Source organism: Clostridium sp. MCC328 (assembly GCF_018785465.1).
GTDB classification, from domain to species: Bacteria; Bacillota; Clostridia; order Lachnospirales; family Lachnospiraceae; genus Pilosibacter; species Pilosibacter fragilis.
In genome coordinates this window covers 85,182-99,773 of sequence record NZ_WQPW01000141.1, presented here as the reverse complement: position 1 = coordinate 99,773, position 14,592 = coordinate 85,182, and the positions used below count along the sequence as shown (strand labels likewise).

Genomic DNA, 14,592 nt, shown 5'->3' with positions numbered 1-14,592 from the left:
GGAACGCACATTTTTGGTTTAGCCAAGAAACCCAGCTTCCATAAAGAATGCGTGGAGCAGGTTCACAAAGACCTGCCTGAGCCCTGGATGAAGCATGGTCAAAAGCCCGATGGCTGCCAGAATACAGCACAGGGCCGTCCGCAGGATTCCGAGCACCGTCAGTATGGTCACGACCGGTCTTCGTTCCACAACCAGTTCTTCTTCCTGTTTCTTTTCATAACGGTCTTTTAAGCTCAGTCCGCTTTTTTGCAGCGCGGAACTAATCTGTTTTTGTGCCATCGGCAATTCCTCCTTTGATTTCTTGATATTTTTTGCACATCACATACAGGCGTTTATTTTTATCGCTTCCGGTACAGGTGGACAGCACCAGGAGTTTATCATCCCAGGTGAAATCTTCTCGGATCGCCCCGTTTTCCGTAATGTAAGTTTTCAGCTGATCAAATTCTTCCTGTGTGTACGGAATGGTACACTTCATCAGATCCAGATTCCGAACGGAACCATCATACACAGCACATACCTGGTAAATCTCCATGCCGTCCTTTGTGGTATACCGGACATTTTCATGGGAATTTGCGTATTCCGGGTCACGGTAGCGTTTTAAGCTTCCGAACATGGTACCGTTTTTCATGTTGTGTCCGTGCAGCAAAGTAACCGGCCCATTCTCATAACAGGCAGCGTCCACATAAATGCTGCCATAAACGGATCTGGTACCGTCAAAATCACGGGTCAGATAATATCCCGGTTCATCCGAGTGCATGACCGGGTAGGAAATGGCGGTATCCGGAATCTGTAAATAAGCGGCAACGTCCGGATTTACCCGCTGCAGACCTGCGATGTCTACAAGGTTTTCTGTATCAACAGAATACTGTACCTCATCGGACGATATCGGAACCGTGTAGGTATATTCTGCAATGACGGAATCCGCGTGTTTTAGCCCTTTGTCCGCTTTGGTATATCGCAACATTCCAAATGTCAGGCCAGCCGCAGAGACCACGATCAGTGCAATGGAAGCTGCGGATAACAAAATTCGGTATTTTTTCTGCAAAACTCTTTTCTCCTTTATCCACCAAAAAAGACCGCACCTGCCAGGACAGATACGGTCAATACAGGTTTCCCTGCAATTATGGAAATTTTTCTTTTGCAATTTGCCTATGTTTTGTCATTAGAACTCCACGTGGCTGAAGCGGTCAATCGCACTGCGTGCTCCCTCCATGCCGGACTGCGGCGGTGCAGTCGGTTTTGTGGCTGTATGTCCCACAACGGTACTTTTTCTGGAACTGGATGAATTTCTTTTTGCGACAGAAGCAATACCGTTCTTCACAGTCGTGATCGTAGCGCCCTTCGCGAGGGTGCTTTCCTTATCATACGCCATGGACGCGGTCTGTGCGGCAATCTGTTTTGCTTTTTCTGCCTGTTCCTCTGGTGTTGGCGGTTTGGTTTCCGGACGGGCTTCCCGACCGACGATTGGTTTTGCCCCCGGACGTTTTTCCTGCTCCGCTTTCTTCACGGCAGCTTCCTGCTTTGCTTTCAGTTTCCGTTCTTTGTCTGCTACGTTTTCCGGTCTGGTGTTACACTGATCAAATTGATACAGACCCACTCCACTTCCCAGATCTCCTAATAATTTTGCCTTTGGATGTTCAAAGGTGAAGTATTTTTCATCATAGAACGGATCCTCACCTTTAATTACCACGATGCAACAGCCTTTTTCCAGTCTTCTGATCTCATCCACAGTAAGCAGTTCTCGCTTGGTATACTTTATGGAATGGGAATCTGAACCGCCCTTGCCGCTCTTGGTATGGGAACTATCACGGACGCGGATCGTCTGCTGCCCGAGTTTCTTACTCAGGTCCTCCATGGAGGATAACTCGTTACCGCCGAGATAAACCAGTGTATCGCAGGCACCCATCAGGGTCTCCCAGTCATCCTCGTAGAGGTTTTTAATCTGGCCGACTGCCTGAATGAAGATCATAACGGAAAGACCATATTTTCTCATGGTGGTAAGTTTTACCTGGAAGTCCGGGATTACGCCGATGTTGGCAAACTCATCCAGGATGAAACGCACATCGTATTTCAGTCTCAGACCTTCACAGTCTGCTGCGGCATGGCTGTACAGGGAATCGAACATTTGGCTGTACATCATGTTAACCAGGAACGCATAAGGGTTATTACCCTGAGGCACGATGATATAAGTGATCGTTTTTTTGTCGCCAAGGCCGGACAAATCCATTTCATCCTTACATGTCAAGTCCTCCACGGCACTGACATTGAACGGCGCCAGTCTTACGGCTGCCGTGATCAGGATGGACTGCGCGGTTTTTTCGGAAGCCTGTTTGAAGATATCATACTGTTTCAGACAAATGTCATTCTTATTATAAGCACGTACCTCGTCAAAAATCTTATCCAGCTGGGAGGAAGTTGCCTGTGGGTCTGTTTTTGCCTGGCGCAGCAGTTTTGATACCATGGCAAAATTCTGCTTGTCTTTTTTCTGATAACGGATCAGGTAAAAGATGATCGCCTGTAAAAGCGCCGTCTCTGCTTTTTCCCAGAACGGATCCCCGCTCTTTCCTTTTCCCTCCGTGTTCTTAATCAGACAGGAAATCAGGGTCAGAACATCCTCTTCGCCGCGCAGATATTCAAACGGGTTATAGCAATTGGAATGCGGCATGTCGCACAGGTTGAAAACCTTGATCTCATATCCGGCATCTTCAAACATCCTTCCCGTGGTTGCCATCAGTTCTCCGGAAGGGTCCGTAATGACATAAGAACCATACATCTGCATCAGGTTCGGACGTACAATGTTTAATGATTTACCGGAGCCGGGGCCGCCGATGATCATGGAGTTGTTATTCAGTCCGGTCTGTCGGGTATTCATTGTCACAAAACAATTCTTGGAGTAGATGGTATTCTCATCTCCATCAGCAATCGGTTTCCCATAAGGGGCATTAAACTTTCGGTTAAACATTTTGATGGAACGCGGATTTTGCCACTTTGCCGTACCACACTGTTCTCCATCTTTGTAATGTGCGTTTAGGACTTTATGGTCGCGTGCCACCTGCGCAAGGATCACGATAACGATCAACCCAAGTCCAAACACACTGAAAAAAGTTTTGTTAAATGCCAAGGCAAACGGATTTTCCGACAAAGTCGGAATAACATAAACCATGGCAAGGAACATACTGGTCTGTCCGGTGGCATCCATGTAGTACGCGGTCCTCGCACACAGATATGTAAAGAAAATGAATCCGATACCGATCATGATGTACTGCAATTTGCGGTCGGATTCCTCTTTTTTTACGTTAAGATGTACTGCCAAACAGTTTCCTCCTTTCAGAAAACGGCCGGTTTTTATGCCGGCCGCTTAATATTTCGTTATTCCAGATATCCGCAGAATTTTTCATCCAATGTTGCCGGCATACCTTTCATGCATACCAGGCACATATCGTCCGGGATCTGGCAGATTCCCTCCTGCAAAACCAGCTTCGGCGCAGACTCATGGGCTGTCCTTGCGTTTTCCTCTTCAGGGTCAGATGACTGCGATTCTGTTTCTGTAATGGTGGCGCTGCCAAGTTTGTTTTTAATCCAGTTCCTGGTATTCTCATCGGCTGCCTGACATGATCCGCCCATATATACAACTGCTTCGCACGAAGCCAGGATCGTTTCTGTCTGCTTGTGATACAGACGTTTGATCTGCTCGACGCTCTGCGCCGCCATGACTACAGAAATCCAGGCCGTCCCACAGGCAAGACGGCTGCTCAGTTCAGGGACATAGCCGATATTGGGGAACTCATCCAAAAGCAAAGTCACATGTTCCTTCAGTTCACCTTCATCATATTCAAATGCCGCATGGTAGACCAGCGTATTGAACAACTGCGCGATAAGCATCGGGATCAGGACTTTCTGTTTTTCAGCTGCGTGGAATCCCGTCAGGAATAACGCTGTTTTCGCATCACCAAGTTCATCTAATGCGATGGTGTCGCAATAGCTGATATCTTCTAACGGTTTCCCGTTGAAGGCAGCCAAGCGTTCTGCTGCGGATGCACATACAGCTTTTGCGGTTTTCTCAGGCACAAGCCGGAACACGTCATAGCTTAAAACGGCTGGGTCATTTGGTTTCCTTTTGCGCGCTTCCTCAAACAAGGCATCAAATTCCCCTCCGCGCTCTGCTGCAATGGAAACCAGACGGTGCGCTTCATGCAGTGTACACTTTTCGCCTTGACGACGGCGCACCAGAAAGGCAAATACAGCATTAAATAAGGCTGTTTCGCTCTTTTCCCAAAACGGGTCGTTTACCTTGTTTCCCGGTTCCGTATTCTCAAGCAGACAACGGGTCAGATTCAGTGTATCTTCCGCATCTACGCTATACAGAAGTGGATTGTAGCCGTCAGAGGCCGCTGGATTTGCAAAATCCAGAACACGGATTGCATAGCCCTTTTGTCTAAGAGCTGCGCGGCTGCGTTTTAACAGTTCTCCGCTTGGATCCGCTACAACGTATGATCCGGAAGCATGCATCAGGTTCGGCAGTATGACGCAGGAGGTTTTTCCAGAAGCTGTGCTTCCAAGAACCAAAATATCGCTTCTACGTCTTGCCATGCTGTCATTCCATGAAAGGAAAATGTTTTTTGATACGAGCAGGTTATCTTCTCCCTGTGCATAGTCTTCTCCAAACGGGGAATTGTGGGTGCGGTTAAATTCTTTGATTTCATCTTCCGTCCAGCAGAGAGCTTCTGCGGACTGGCATACTTTTTCAATTTCTTTTTTCATGATTCCTTTTGCGGGAGATATGATTATCTCCCTCTCCTCCTTTTCTTTTAACTCACCGGCCCAAAAGACGGTACCGGCCAGTAACGCAGGACTGCCTTTCCGGTAATATTCTCTTCGTATACAATCTTGTTTTCCCAGTATCTTGCATCAAACGAATCATTCCGGTTATCGCCCATCATGAAATATCCGCTGTCCGGAACGGTAATGGAAAAGCTCTCATCTTTTCTCATTGTCTCCTTCAGGTATGGTTCCTCAAGTGGGGTGCCGTTTATGGATACGGTTCCGCCTTGAATGGTTACGGTATCGCCCGGCAGGCCGATGATCCGTTTAATCAGGTAATAGCCGCCGCCGTCCGGATCCGGGAAGATCACGATATCGCCGCGGTTATAATGTCTTATAAAACGCAGACCGATCACCCGGTCGCCGGTCATGATTGTGTTTTCCATGGAGCCGGACGGGATATAGGCATTGATCAGGACGTAATTCATCAGGAATGTCGTGACCAGGAAAATCAGCAGCATAAAACGAAGTGATTTGAAATTTTTTGAAAACATAAAAGATTCCTCCCTGTATGGTTCTCAGGGAGGCGACGCTTCCCTGTATGCCGGTTTGAGTTTCTATGTTTCTATACAGACCTGCGCATAAGGCGGGTCTACCAATCGACTACGAAAACTGTCGGTGGATGCTTTAGCGCTCCTCCTCCATCTCGTGGTCGTTGATTACTGCGGTAATGGTCTGTTCTTTCTCCAGATCAATCAGGATATCCTTCGGCCCGGCTTCCTCCAGCTCATATTTGATCTGTCTGGTTTCTTCCACGCTTTCCTCAATTTCCTGAATGAATGCCACTTTGACGGAACGGTCTTCTGCGGCAAGTGCGATCATAACTGGGTCTTTATCTGCTTCTTCCAGCATGGCCTGCAGGGCTACCGGATCTTCCAGGGTGGCGTAGCCAAGCGCACGCATACAGAATGCATGGATGAATTCCGAATCCCGCATATCCGCAAGATCCACGGTATTCACATCCCTCTTGCCGAACAGGGATTCCATATTGTCGCTGCGGTCGGATTTTAAACGCATCTCCAGATCGGAGTTGCCGGACTGGATCGCATGCCAGATGCTGTTATCCAGTCGTACCTGGTTATCTTTTGCCTGTGCTTTTTGTTCCAGATCCATGTTGTCCAGACGGAATTCCATGTGTGCTACAAGTTCACGCTTGTACATTTCAATCCGTTTCTCTGCATCCAGAACCGGGACTTCCTGTTTAAAGTTTTCAGGTTTCCCTGCTTCGCGGTTTTTTGTAAGATCATCAACCAGATGAATTTTTCCGTATCCACGGAGAATCTCATAAAGCCGGTCATCCCACCCCTGGTCCATGCGGGAGATCAGTTCCTCCTGTTTGCCGATGTGCAGATGGATTCCTTTTGAGTCGGAAGTGACATAGTGGTCCGGCGCATATGCGTCGTATACCACGCAGGACGCATGAGTATCCCCGAGCTTTGCAATGACATTTTCTATCTGTTTACCCCAGCTCTCGTCCCGTTCCATAATATTGGCACGTGCACTGGCGGAAAGGATTAAAGTCGCATACTTTAATTCACTCATTACCTTGTCCGCGTTGGCGGTTTCAAAATACAGCCTGCAGTTGTTGTTTTCCAGCGGAACACTACAATACGGCACCCGCAGGTCCCCGCGCTTTTCCATGTAGTCCAGTTTTTCCTGTTCCATGTCCACGGATGAAATACTGATGTTCTGCTCATTGCACCGGATGGCAAATGCCTTTGCATCCGTACGCATAATGGATTCCCGGGTGTTGAGTTTTTCCACGATTTCCCGGGCAAGTTCCTTATCCCTGGCGTCGATTACAAAATGACAAAGATTGGTCAAATGTCCATTCCGGTTGATACACTCTTCCGTCTGAACACGGCTGACCCGGTTGCGGTCAAGCTCTGCGATCACGCGGTCTTTCATGTAAGCACCGCAGGTAATCACCATACCGACGTTACGTTCCAGAATATCTTTGTTGATATGTCCGTCTTCCCCACGGGAGCGTTCCACAAAACTTAAACCACCAACATCTTCCAGCCGATCCTCAAATTTTACATCGTCATAGGACACACTGTATTTGCTCATGGCGTCATCCGCCATTTCAAACATGAGCTGTAATGTGCCCATCAGATACATGCCGACGTCTTTCATCGAAGCTTCCTGAGCCATAAAATGTTTACCTCCTTATTTTTTTCTCGTGGTAATTATGGAAAGGGAAGGTATGGTTCCCGCGGATACGGTTTAAGCAACAATTTAGGTTGCGCCCGGTATCTGCCATATATATAGGGCAGATTAAAATATGGCATTTTTTGTTATCCGCAGAAATCCACTTGCAGATTTTCAGGACCATAATTATAATGAAAATAGATATCCGCAGAAACGAAGTGAAAATTTCAGTTCGGCTTTATCCGCAAAAAAAATGAAACCGCTGATGTTTTTCAATGGGAGGAAAATATATATGGAAGATAAAAGAAAAATTGCTGCCAAATCCGGACAGCTGCGTTATTATACAGAAAGAAAATATGAGGAGAGCCCGATCTTAAAGTCTATGGACCCATACCGTCAGGATCTGCCGATCGGTTATGCAAAAAACTGCACGCGCAGAATGGATGTGCGTGAAAGCACCAAGGATTGCAGGGATGATCTCGGTTTTGGTATCATTCATGCCAGATATCTGGATATGCCTGCTGTCATGGACGGTGTGGATCATTACAATGCTTTCGCACTTCTTGATCTGATGGCAAACGTCTATGATGAGAATGACGCAAAGGCTCCGCAGAACAGTACGGTTCTTGATGCACTTGCTTATCTGGAGACCAGACCTGGTTATACCGTGGAAATGCTGCGCCGTTTTTATCCGAGCAACGCAAACTGGATGGACAGCCAGAGCGGCGAGGGGCCGAACAACAACCGCATCCTGGATCCGGTACAGCATTCCGTTATGATGAAACACCTGCAGGAACGTCCGGAAGTCAGGCAATCCATCCTTTGCGGCTCCCGTCATCATCAGTATTATAAGGATTACGAAAAAGATACGACATCCCAGGGATATGAACCGGCGTTTGATGAATAACTATATGTAAATGGCCTACCTTATGTGTGGGTCTGTATAGAAACTTTGACAGAATTAATCGTCACATGCTTGTGACTTCAGTCGTGAGAGATGGTTTCATGAATAATTTAGTGTAAAACCAATTTTCTCTGTTTTTGTTCCATAATTACTGTGTCGATGAGGATGGCTCCGATACACTGTCCTTGGACAATTGCATTACAGGTATAAAAATCAGAAACGAAAAGGAGACACAAGTTATGAATGGAACAGTAAAGTGGTTTGACACTCGCAAGGGATACGGATTTATCGTTGGTGATGACGGACAGGATTATTTTGTCCATTACAGTCAGATCCAGGCAGATGGCTACAAGACCCTGCACACTGATGAGCGTGTAAGCTTTACCGCTGGCAGCGATGCTTCCGGTCGTCCGGTTGCTACCTGTGTATCCGCAATCTAATCACAAAAAGATCCGGAATACCCGTCCTGTTATCAGGGCGGGTCTTTTGGTATTGAGAGGAGAATGTTTATGACAAACGAAGAGCTTACGCAGCTGTTTTTAAAACAGCAGGCAGAAGAACTGGCGGAGATCAGGCAGATTCAAAAGATTGCCGAGGGTGTCCTGGATGCATATCACATTGCCATTCCGATCAAGGATATTGATTCCGTTGTTGAAATGCTTGGTGGAAAAATTGAAGAGGCGAAAGACGTTTTCGGTCATGGTGTCATCAAAACTGGAGATTATACCTTTATCCTGAATCTCTGGCAGTACAAAGTTCCCATGGATGATCCAGTTGCCTGCTACAACTATGCGGCCACTAAGCTGCTTGGGCTGTTATTTATCGGTATGGGATTCCAAACGGATGAGGACTTGTGGCGGAGGCAACCGCTTGGACAAATTATCCATTTTCATGACCTTGGTCCTGGAAGTGATCCGGAGTGCCGGGCGCAGGCCTTTGCCAGGGCATTCATGATGCCGCGCAAACAGTTTCTGGACTTTGTGAAGAAGTCCAAAAATCAGAAAAAGCACCGGCTTAACGGTATGTTCAAGATTGATCGCGGCTGCAAATATTTTCATGTACCGCAGATTTGCATTGAGCAACGATACGGTATTGACCGGATTGCAGAACCAAAACAAAGATCGCCAAAATAACCATGCATAGAATTTGGCACAAGAAAAGCTTCCCCGCAAATCGAGGAAGCTTTTTCTTGCTGCGATGTTTATAGATAAGCGCGCTAAGACTCGTGACTTTAGTCATGAGATACAGCGCGCGAAACATGCAAGGAGGCTTTATGCTTCCTGCGTGTTTTACGCCACAAATACAAGCCCGGTATTCTTTGTGAGAATCCGTACTTTTACAGCCGGAAAATTCCGTTTTTCCTGGTCATAAGCACGATAATACTTTCCGTTCGTGATCTGGCCGGTCATCACATACCGTTTCCCTTCATACAGGAATACGGTTCCTGGCATCATGCGTCCCGGTGTATTGTAATATCTGGTGCTTTTGATGACAGCAAGCCTGGAACGCATGGCATCCGCCTGCGTCTTCCCATGTTCCTTGGCCATATCCACATACCAGTCTTCCAATGAATCCGTCTTCTGTTCCATCCGCTTCTTACGGTTTTTCGCCACCGTCACACCATCCAGCTTATAGGTGCGTTCCGTCTGGTGATGAATGATGGCACGGTTATGCTTCCGGAACTGCAGGATCTCAAACGGTTCGGTTTCCACCAGTGTCTCTTCCGGTTTTAGGTGGCTGCAGGCAATGCAGTAGGCATCCACGTCATGATCTTTCTCCAAATGGTGTTTCTCGCGGAATTCCTTCGTGTTCCATCCGTTTGTCACATGGAAATGGCCAGGGAACAGATCCGCCAGCGTTTCCACAAGTTTCGGAATGATCTGGTTTAATACCGATGTGCCGCCGTACTTCTTCGTGAGCCCGGTTTTCATCTCTGTCAGTCTCTCTGCGGTATCCGCATCCTTATGTACCAGTTCATGACACTTTGGACAAAGACCGGCGATGTTTGCAATCGTGTTGCTGCCACGGCGGCTTCTCGGCACGATATGGTGATAATGGCCGATAGACTCTTTTCCACACAGTAGGCACTTCCCATCCTGTTGTTCTTTCACTGCTGCTTCCAGTCCGCCGGTTCCGCATAACGGACCGTGGCAGAAATCAATCTCCCGTTTCTTCATCTCCGGATTATCCAGCTGCATAAATGCAAACTTGTTGAGTTCTATGGCCACGTCCGTGACCGGAAGGATCTTTGCCAGTCTTACGAACAGGTTGATGTGTGTTCTCAGCAGCTGCGTAGCCGTCGGCGTCAGCCATCCTTCCGGTCTCAGACGATTGTTAAACCGTGATTCCGTGTTGATGATGTCTTTGACCGCTATCGGTTCACTGCATCCTGGAAGCATTCTTCCTTCCAGATGCTTTGCCGTTGTATGCAGCTTTCTGGCGAGCCGTTTCCTTGCCAGGCGTTCTCCCCGTCGGGAAGCCCGTCTGGTCGCCATGCGGTCTGCCATCAGCTTCGGGATTTCCTTATTCCGGGTTAAGCAGTGGAACCGCCCCAGTTCCTTTCCGTCAAAACGGACGGCAGCCATTCCAATGTTGGTTCGTCCCGGATCCTGGCCTAACGTGACCGGCTGAAGGATACGGGTCCTTGGTTTGTAGGTAAGCTGAATGGTAAACGGCAAGGTATCCACTGCCTTTGCCCGATCGGATTTCAGCATCCGGCGTACCTTGCCGAAACGGCAGGTTGGCATGAGCGGTTTCCCGTCTACATCCAGTACATATACGTATCTCATCTAATAACTCCTTATTTGTTGTAAGCCGGTATGAGCGGAAAACCGCACATACCGTTAAAGTTTCCATAGCATGGGCATGTCTAGCCGGAGCGCGGAGCTTGGAATCACCCCGCGGCGAATGACATGTCACTGCTCTGCTCAGTAACCCTTTCTTCCATCAGGACCTGCATCTGCAAGCCCGTGATTTCAGTCATGGGTCATTGACTCGGTTCCGTAATACGCTCCGGCGCATAAAATACACGGTACAGCAGATCATACAGTTCCTCTTCCGTTTCTTTACGAATGGAGATTTGCCGCCCGTCCTGCAGAGTTGCGGCTACTACATAGTATTCTGGAAATGTTACACCAAATGCAACACACTGAGATTCGTTCTGCTTTTCTGCATAGTACAGAGTACCGCTCACACAACCGGGAAAATGCTCCGCCTGTTCTTTTGGGATCGGGGATGAACCGATTTCCATTCCTTTCTGTACCAGCGGTATGGTCTGAAACATGTTTTCGAATGTACTTTTAGTCATGTCAGAGCGCCCCTTCCTACTCTTTGATTTCATCCGGGATTATTTTCCGGTAAATGTCCGGTCGTTTCCCAAGCAGTTTTTTCACATCTTTCTTTTCCATGGTCACCAGCTCATCACTCCGCCCCATGATACTTAGGATCTTAAAGAAATAACCTGCCGGCATCCGATAATAAAATACTTTCATCTTCCCGTCGCGGATATCCTTCTCTTCTGCCAGATACTGTTCCGCTTTCTCTGTGTCATACAGAATATCATTCATAATAACACTGATTTTCGGTACGTGGGTGTTTAAATAGTAACGCTCCTTCTGCTGCTTGGAAGCAAAGCGGTTGAACCATGCTGTAAAACGCTTCGGATGATGTTCAAACATATAGGCGATCCATTCATCGGAGAGTACAGGCTTTCCCTTGACTTCTGTAAACATTTTCGGGACCTTTTCCGGCTCCTGTGCGTATCTCTCTTCGGCCTCTTCTTTCTGGCCACTTTCGTCTTTGGTGTCTGTCTGGTCCAAAGTGTCCTGGGCCGATTTTATCGTTTCGGATGCGGCGGTCTCTTCTTTGGAAATTTCCTGTTTCCCGTTATCGTTTCTATACGTTTCGTTGTGTTTGGTTGGAACTTCATGCTCCGTCACACTCGAATTTTTGGGCTGCTTTGATTCTGTTTCTTCCGCTGGCACATTCCTATCAGGCTTCTCCTCGTTTTCCCTTGAGTCTTCTTTAGCGGCACCATCTTCTTTCTTCGGTTTGGTTTTCTGAACATCCTTTTTCTGAAGCACTACTCCCCCATTGGTTTTGACGCTATCCACATCGTCAGGTTTCCCATCTTCGCCTGTTTGTTTTGGGCGGAACTCTTGAAGCTCCTCGGGGTCTGTATCCAGATTTACTTCCGGTACTTCTTTTTCCTGTTCCGGTTCATCGGCTTTATCAGGTTGTAAGGTTTCTTCTTCTGTTTCCTTTTCTTCCTCTTTCTGTTCTCCTGCGGCGCCCTGGAACGCTTTCTTTACTCGCGACGCTACATGTGCAAAAAAGCTCTGCTTGTTATCCGCGGGCATTTTCTCTAGCTGTCCCTCTTTTTCTTTTTCAGATTCTTCTGAAAGAATGCCGGGTGTATTTGGTCTTCCCGTTTCCTGATTACCGGATGTGTCAGGAGTGTCATCTTCCCAGAACTGTACCATGCAGGTTCCAAGTTTTTCGTAACCGCAGTACGGACAACGATATGATACTGCTTCTCCGTGGTAACGGTAAATACCCCACATAAATTCGTGCAGACCTTCTTCTCTGGCCATTTCGGCGCCGCAGATCTCACATAATTTTTTTTCAGTTTCTATGATGGTTTCCTCCCTTCTGATCTCTATTTTTTAGTTTCTAATTTCGAGTTTCGAGTCTCTATACAGACCCGCACATAAGGCGGGTCGCACCGTGCAGGTCCCAAGTTTTTCGTAACCACGTTTCTATACAGACCCATGTTTAAGGCGGATCTTCCTTACCCACCACATGTGCCGGATCATAATAGTTTCTATACAGCCCCACGCTCAAGGTGGGTCCCTCACTATCTGGTGTTTTCTGATAAACCTATCAGGTTTCTATACAGCCCCACGCCTAAGGTGGGTCTACCGGCTTGCCGCATCTCTTCCAGAGACTGCGTTTCTATACAGCCCCACGCCTAAGGTGGGTCCCGTTTTCATAGAACAGGCCACGGTATGTAAGTTTCTATACAGACCCACGTCTAAGGTGGGTCTTTGGTAAGGTGATGATCCATCCGCAACCAGTAAAACTAGAGTCTGGGCGATTGGAATATAAGTATAGTGAAACCGTTTCTCATGACTGAAGTCACGAGCTCCCAGTATCCGGGTGAACTACCCGCCACTTAGGCTTATGCCTTGAAGTGTGGGCTTCGGCTCCGAAGAACCTTTGTTTTTCTCGCCTACGAGGAGTCAAGTTTACTTTCCCGAATCTTCCGCTGTATAACCGATGGACTGATTGAAGTCGTCCATGAACTCATAAAACATCTGCTTCGTTTTGTCGTGTGCAGCAGGCGCCTCAACAGAATCGACACCTTTCTGCATTTCTTCCATCGTATCAATATCCGCCAAGGTATCCGGATCATCCTTGTAAATATCACGCAGATACTCGAAGTATCTATGCCGTCCGTTTTCCTCTCCCTTGAAGCTGCGCAGGACAAATACCTGCTGGCGATTCAACTGTTTTCTCATCTTCTTTGTCATTTTTTTCTCCTTTCTATGCTACCTACCGCAGGTTAATCTGCAGTTTGTATTTCGGGTTTTTCATTTTTTTGAGTGCCTTCGCTTCGATCTGGCGGACGCGCTCACGGGTGACGTGCATGATCAATCCGACTTCTTCCAGCGTCAGTGGTTTGGAACCATCCAGACCAAATCGGTAATTCACTACCTCTCGCTCCCGATCAGTCAGGCAAGAATCCATGCAATCCATGATTGTTTCGTGGATATTGGCACGAATTGCTGCTTCTTCTGGAGAAATACCGACAGAATCTGGAACAAAATCTCCAAGAGTGCTGTCCGAATCTCCATCATCATTACCGATTGGAGTATCAAGAGAAACAGTATCCTGCCGATACGCCATAAGCTCCAATACTCTTTCCCTGGTAAATCCGGTATATTCACAGATAAACTGCATCTCTGCCTCTGCACCGAGCATCTGCTGTTTTGCCTGCGCTTCCGCCTTTCTTAATCGGCTAAGGCTTTCATGCAAATGTACCGGGATGCGGATTGTCCGGCTCTGATCGGCAATCGCCCTTGTGATCTTCTGACGGATCCACCAGGTTGCATAGGTTGTAAACCGATACCCTTTCGTATAATCAAATCGTTCTGCTGCCATCATCAGCCCCATGGCTCCTTCCTGGGCAATATCATCCTGAGTCAGGCCGATGCTGGTAAAATGATGCGCAATCTTTAATACGTAACGCATGTTATGTTCAATTAATTTGGTCCTGCCGAGTTTCCGTTCCTCTTCATTTTTTCCATCTTTTGCAAGCTTCGCCCAGTACAGTTCCTCTTCTACCGAAAGAATCGGAATACTGCGGATCATACGTGTATAATAATCATTGATTTCAATTTTGCCGTCATCCATGAGTTCTCTATCCGGCTCGCGTTCCAGTTCCTTATCCAGTTCCGCTTCGGTGTCCGGATCAAATTCTGTATCTGTTTGTAATTCCTGAAAAGCCTGTTCTTCCCGGTCTTTGTTTTCTGCCTGGAAAACGGCGTTTGCACATTCCTGCCAAATGCTTTTATTCTTCAACATCTATCTCATTCCTTTTTCTGCTCGTCTTATTGCTGCACCAATTATGGAATTTTTTCCCCGTCTTTCGGTATGAATAGGTCATCGATGCACGACATTTTTCGGCTAACCGCAATACGCGCTTGAAAATCGGC

14 protein-coding genes are annotated in these 14,592 nt (G+C 47.4%); 3 read left to right on the top strand and 11 right to left on the bottom strand.

Annotation, left to right across the window (positions count from 1 at the left end; translation table 11 throughout):
• Positions 1 to 18: 18 nt before the first annotated feature.
• From GPK83_RS16315 to GPK83_RS16290, 6 genes are all read right to left on the bottom strand, one after another.
• Positions 19 to 279, bottom strand: coding sequence for a hypothetical protein (locus GPK83_RS16315; protein ID WP_215630909.1), 261 nt, complete (start codon positions 277 to 279; stop codon positions 19 to 21).
• Positions 260 to 1,045 (bottom strand): class B sortase, encoded by a 786-nt coding sequence (locus GPK83_RS16310; RefSeq protein WP_215705304.1) that lies wholly within the window; start codon positions 1,043 to 1,045, stop codon positions 260 to 262. The genes GPK83_RS16315 and GPK83_RS16310 overlap by 20 nt, the downstream gene beginning before the upstream one ends.
• A 117-nt stretch (positions 1,046 to 1,162) precedes the next feature.
• The gene (locus tag GPK83_RS16305; RefSeq protein ID WP_215705303.1) at positions 1,163 to 3,313 is read right to left on the bottom strand and encodes a type IV secretory system conjugative DNA transfer family protein; all 2,151 of its coding nucleotides are present in this window, start codon (positions 3,311 to 3,313) and stop codon (positions 1,163 to 1,165) included.
• A 56-nt stretch (positions 3,314 to 3,369) separates the two neighbouring features.
• The gene (locus GPK83_RS16300; RefSeq protein WP_215630906.1) at positions 3,370 to 4,761 is read right to left on the bottom strand and encodes a type IV secretory system conjugative DNA transfer family protein; all 1,392 of its coding nucleotides are present in this window, start codon (positions 4,759 to 4,761) and stop codon (positions 3,370 to 3,372) included.
• Between the two features lie 47 nt (positions 4,762 to 4,808).
• Positions 4,809 to 5,315 carry a signal peptidase I gene (gene lepB, locus GPK83_RS16295; protein WP_215630905.1) on the bottom strand — a complete coding sequence of 169 codons (507 nt, stop codon included), beginning with the start codon at positions 5,313 to 5,315 and terminating at the stop codon, positions 4,809 to 4,811.
• 133 nt (positions 5,316 to 5,448) lie between these two features.
• Entirely contained in the window at positions 5,449 to 6,975 is a 1,527-nt protein-coding gene (locus GPK83_RS16290; protein ID WP_215705302.1) for a hypothetical protein, read from the bottom strand.
• Positions 6,976 to 7,264: 289 nt separating this feature from the next.
• Between GPK83_RS16290 and GPK83_RS16285 the strand changes: the two genes are divergently transcribed.
• The 3 genes from GPK83_RS16285 (at position 7,265) to GPK83_RS16275 (ending at position 9,009) form a co-directional block, all read left to right on the top strand.
• The gene (locus tag GPK83_RS16285; protein WP_215705301.1) at positions 7,265 to 7,879 is read left to right on the top strand and encodes a hypothetical protein; all 615 of its coding nucleotides are present in this window, start codon (positions 7,265 to 7,267) and stop codon (positions 7,877 to 7,879) included.
• Positions 7,880 to 8,115: 236 nt separating this feature from the next.
• The gene (locus GPK83_RS16280) at positions 8,116 to 8,316 is read left to right on the top strand and encodes a cold-shock protein (RefSeq protein WP_215630902.1); all 201 of its coding nucleotides are present in this window, start codon (positions 8,116 to 8,118) and stop codon (positions 8,314 to 8,316) included.
• A 69-nt stretch (positions 8,317 to 8,385) separates the two neighbouring features.
• Complete coding sequence (locus GPK83_RS16275) at positions 8,386 to 9,009, top strand: hypothetical protein (protein ID WP_215705300.1); 624 nt, start codon at positions 8,386 to 8,388, stop codon at positions 9,007 to 9,009.
• Between the two features lie 156 nt (positions 9,010 to 9,165).
• Here the strand turns inward: GPK83_RS16275 and GPK83_RS16270 are convergent, their stop codons facing one another.
• From GPK83_RS16270 to GPK83_RS16250, 5 genes are all read right to left on the bottom strand, one after another.
• Positions 9,166 to 10,665, bottom strand: coding sequence for an RRXRR domain-containing protein (locus GPK83_RS16270; protein ID WP_215705299.1), 1,500 nt, complete (start codon positions 10,663 to 10,665; stop codon positions 9,166 to 9,168).
• A gap of 197 nt (positions 10,666 to 10,862) precedes the next feature.
• The gene (locus GPK83_RS16265; RefSeq protein ID WP_215705298.1) at positions 10,863 to 11,183 is read right to left on the bottom strand and encodes a hypothetical protein; all 321 of its coding nucleotides are present in this window, start codon (positions 11,181 to 11,183) and stop codon (positions 10,863 to 10,865) included.
• 16 nt (positions 11,184 to 11,199) lie between these two features.
• Positions 11,200 to 12,438 (bottom strand): hypothetical protein, encoded by a 1,239-nt coding sequence (locus GPK83_RS16260; protein WP_215705297.1) that lies wholly within the window; start codon positions 12,436 to 12,438, stop codon positions 11,200 to 11,202.
• Between the two features lie 684 nt (positions 12,439 to 13,122).
• Entirely contained in the window at positions 13,123 to 13,407 is a 285-nt protein-coding gene (locus GPK83_RS16255; RefSeq protein ID WP_215630898.1) for a hypothetical protein, read from the bottom strand.
• A 22-nt stretch (positions 13,408 to 13,429) separates the two neighbouring features.
• The gene (locus GPK83_RS16250; RefSeq protein ID WP_215705296.1) at positions 13,430 to 14,461 is read right to left on the bottom strand and encodes a sigma-70 family RNA polymerase sigma factor; all 1,032 of its coding nucleotides are present in this window, start codon (positions 14,459 to 14,461) and stop codon (positions 13,430 to 13,432) included.
• Between the last annotated feature and the right edge of the window lie 131 nt (positions 14,462 to 14,592).

What these genes read in the sequence shown, in the direction of transcription:
- GPK83_RS16315 (WP_215630909.1), bottom strand. Translation starts at nt 279, where the DNA reads ATGGCACAAAAACAGATTAGTTCCGCGCTGCAAAAAAGCGGACTGAGC.
- GPK83_RS16300 (WP_215630906.1), bottom strand. Translation starts at nt 4,761, where the DNA reads ATGAAAAAAGAAATTGAAAAAGTATGCCAGTCCGCAGAAGCTCTCTGC.
- lepB (WP_215630905.1), bottom strand. Translation starts at nt 5,315, where the DNA reads ATGTTTTCAAAAAATTTCAAATCACTTCGTTTTATGCTGCTGATTTTC.
- GPK83_RS16290 (WP_215705302.1), bottom strand. Translation starts at nt 6,975, where the DNA reads ATGGCTCAGGAAGCTTCGATGAAAGACGTCGGCATGTATCTGATGGGC.
- GPK83_RS16285 (WP_215705301.1), top strand. Translation starts at nt 7,265, where the DNA reads ATGGAAGATAAAAGAAAAATTGCTGCCAAATCCGGACAGCTGCGTTAT.
- GPK83_RS16280 (WP_215630902.1), top strand. Translation starts at nt 8,116, where the DNA reads ATGAATGGAACAGTAAAGTGGTTTGACACTCGCAAGGGATACGGATTT.
- GPK83_RS16275 (WP_215705300.1), top strand. Translation starts at nt 8,386, where the DNA reads ATGACAAACGAAGAGCTTACGCAGCTGTTTTTAAAACAGCAGGCAGAA.
- GPK83_RS16270 (WP_215705299.1), bottom strand. Translation starts at nt 10,665, where the DNA reads ATGAGATACGTATATGTACTGGATGTAGACGGGAAACCGCTCATGCCA.
- GPK83_RS16265 (WP_215705298.1), bottom strand. Translation starts at nt 11,183, where the DNA reads ATGACTAAAAGTACATTCGAAAACATGTTTCAGACCATACCGCTGGTA.
- GPK83_RS16260 (WP_215705297.1), bottom strand. Translation starts at nt 12,438, where the DNA reads ATGTGGGGTATTTACCGTTACCACGGAGAAGCAGTATCATATCGTTGT.
- GPK83_RS16255 (WP_215630898.1), bottom strand. Translation starts at nt 13,407, where the DNA reads ATGACAAAGAAGATGAGAAAACAGTTGAATCGCCAGCAGGTATTTGTC.
- GPK83_RS16250 (WP_215705296.1), bottom strand. Translation starts at nt 14,461, where the DNA reads ATGTTGAAGAATAAAAGCATTTGGCAGGAATGTGCAAACGCCGTTTTC.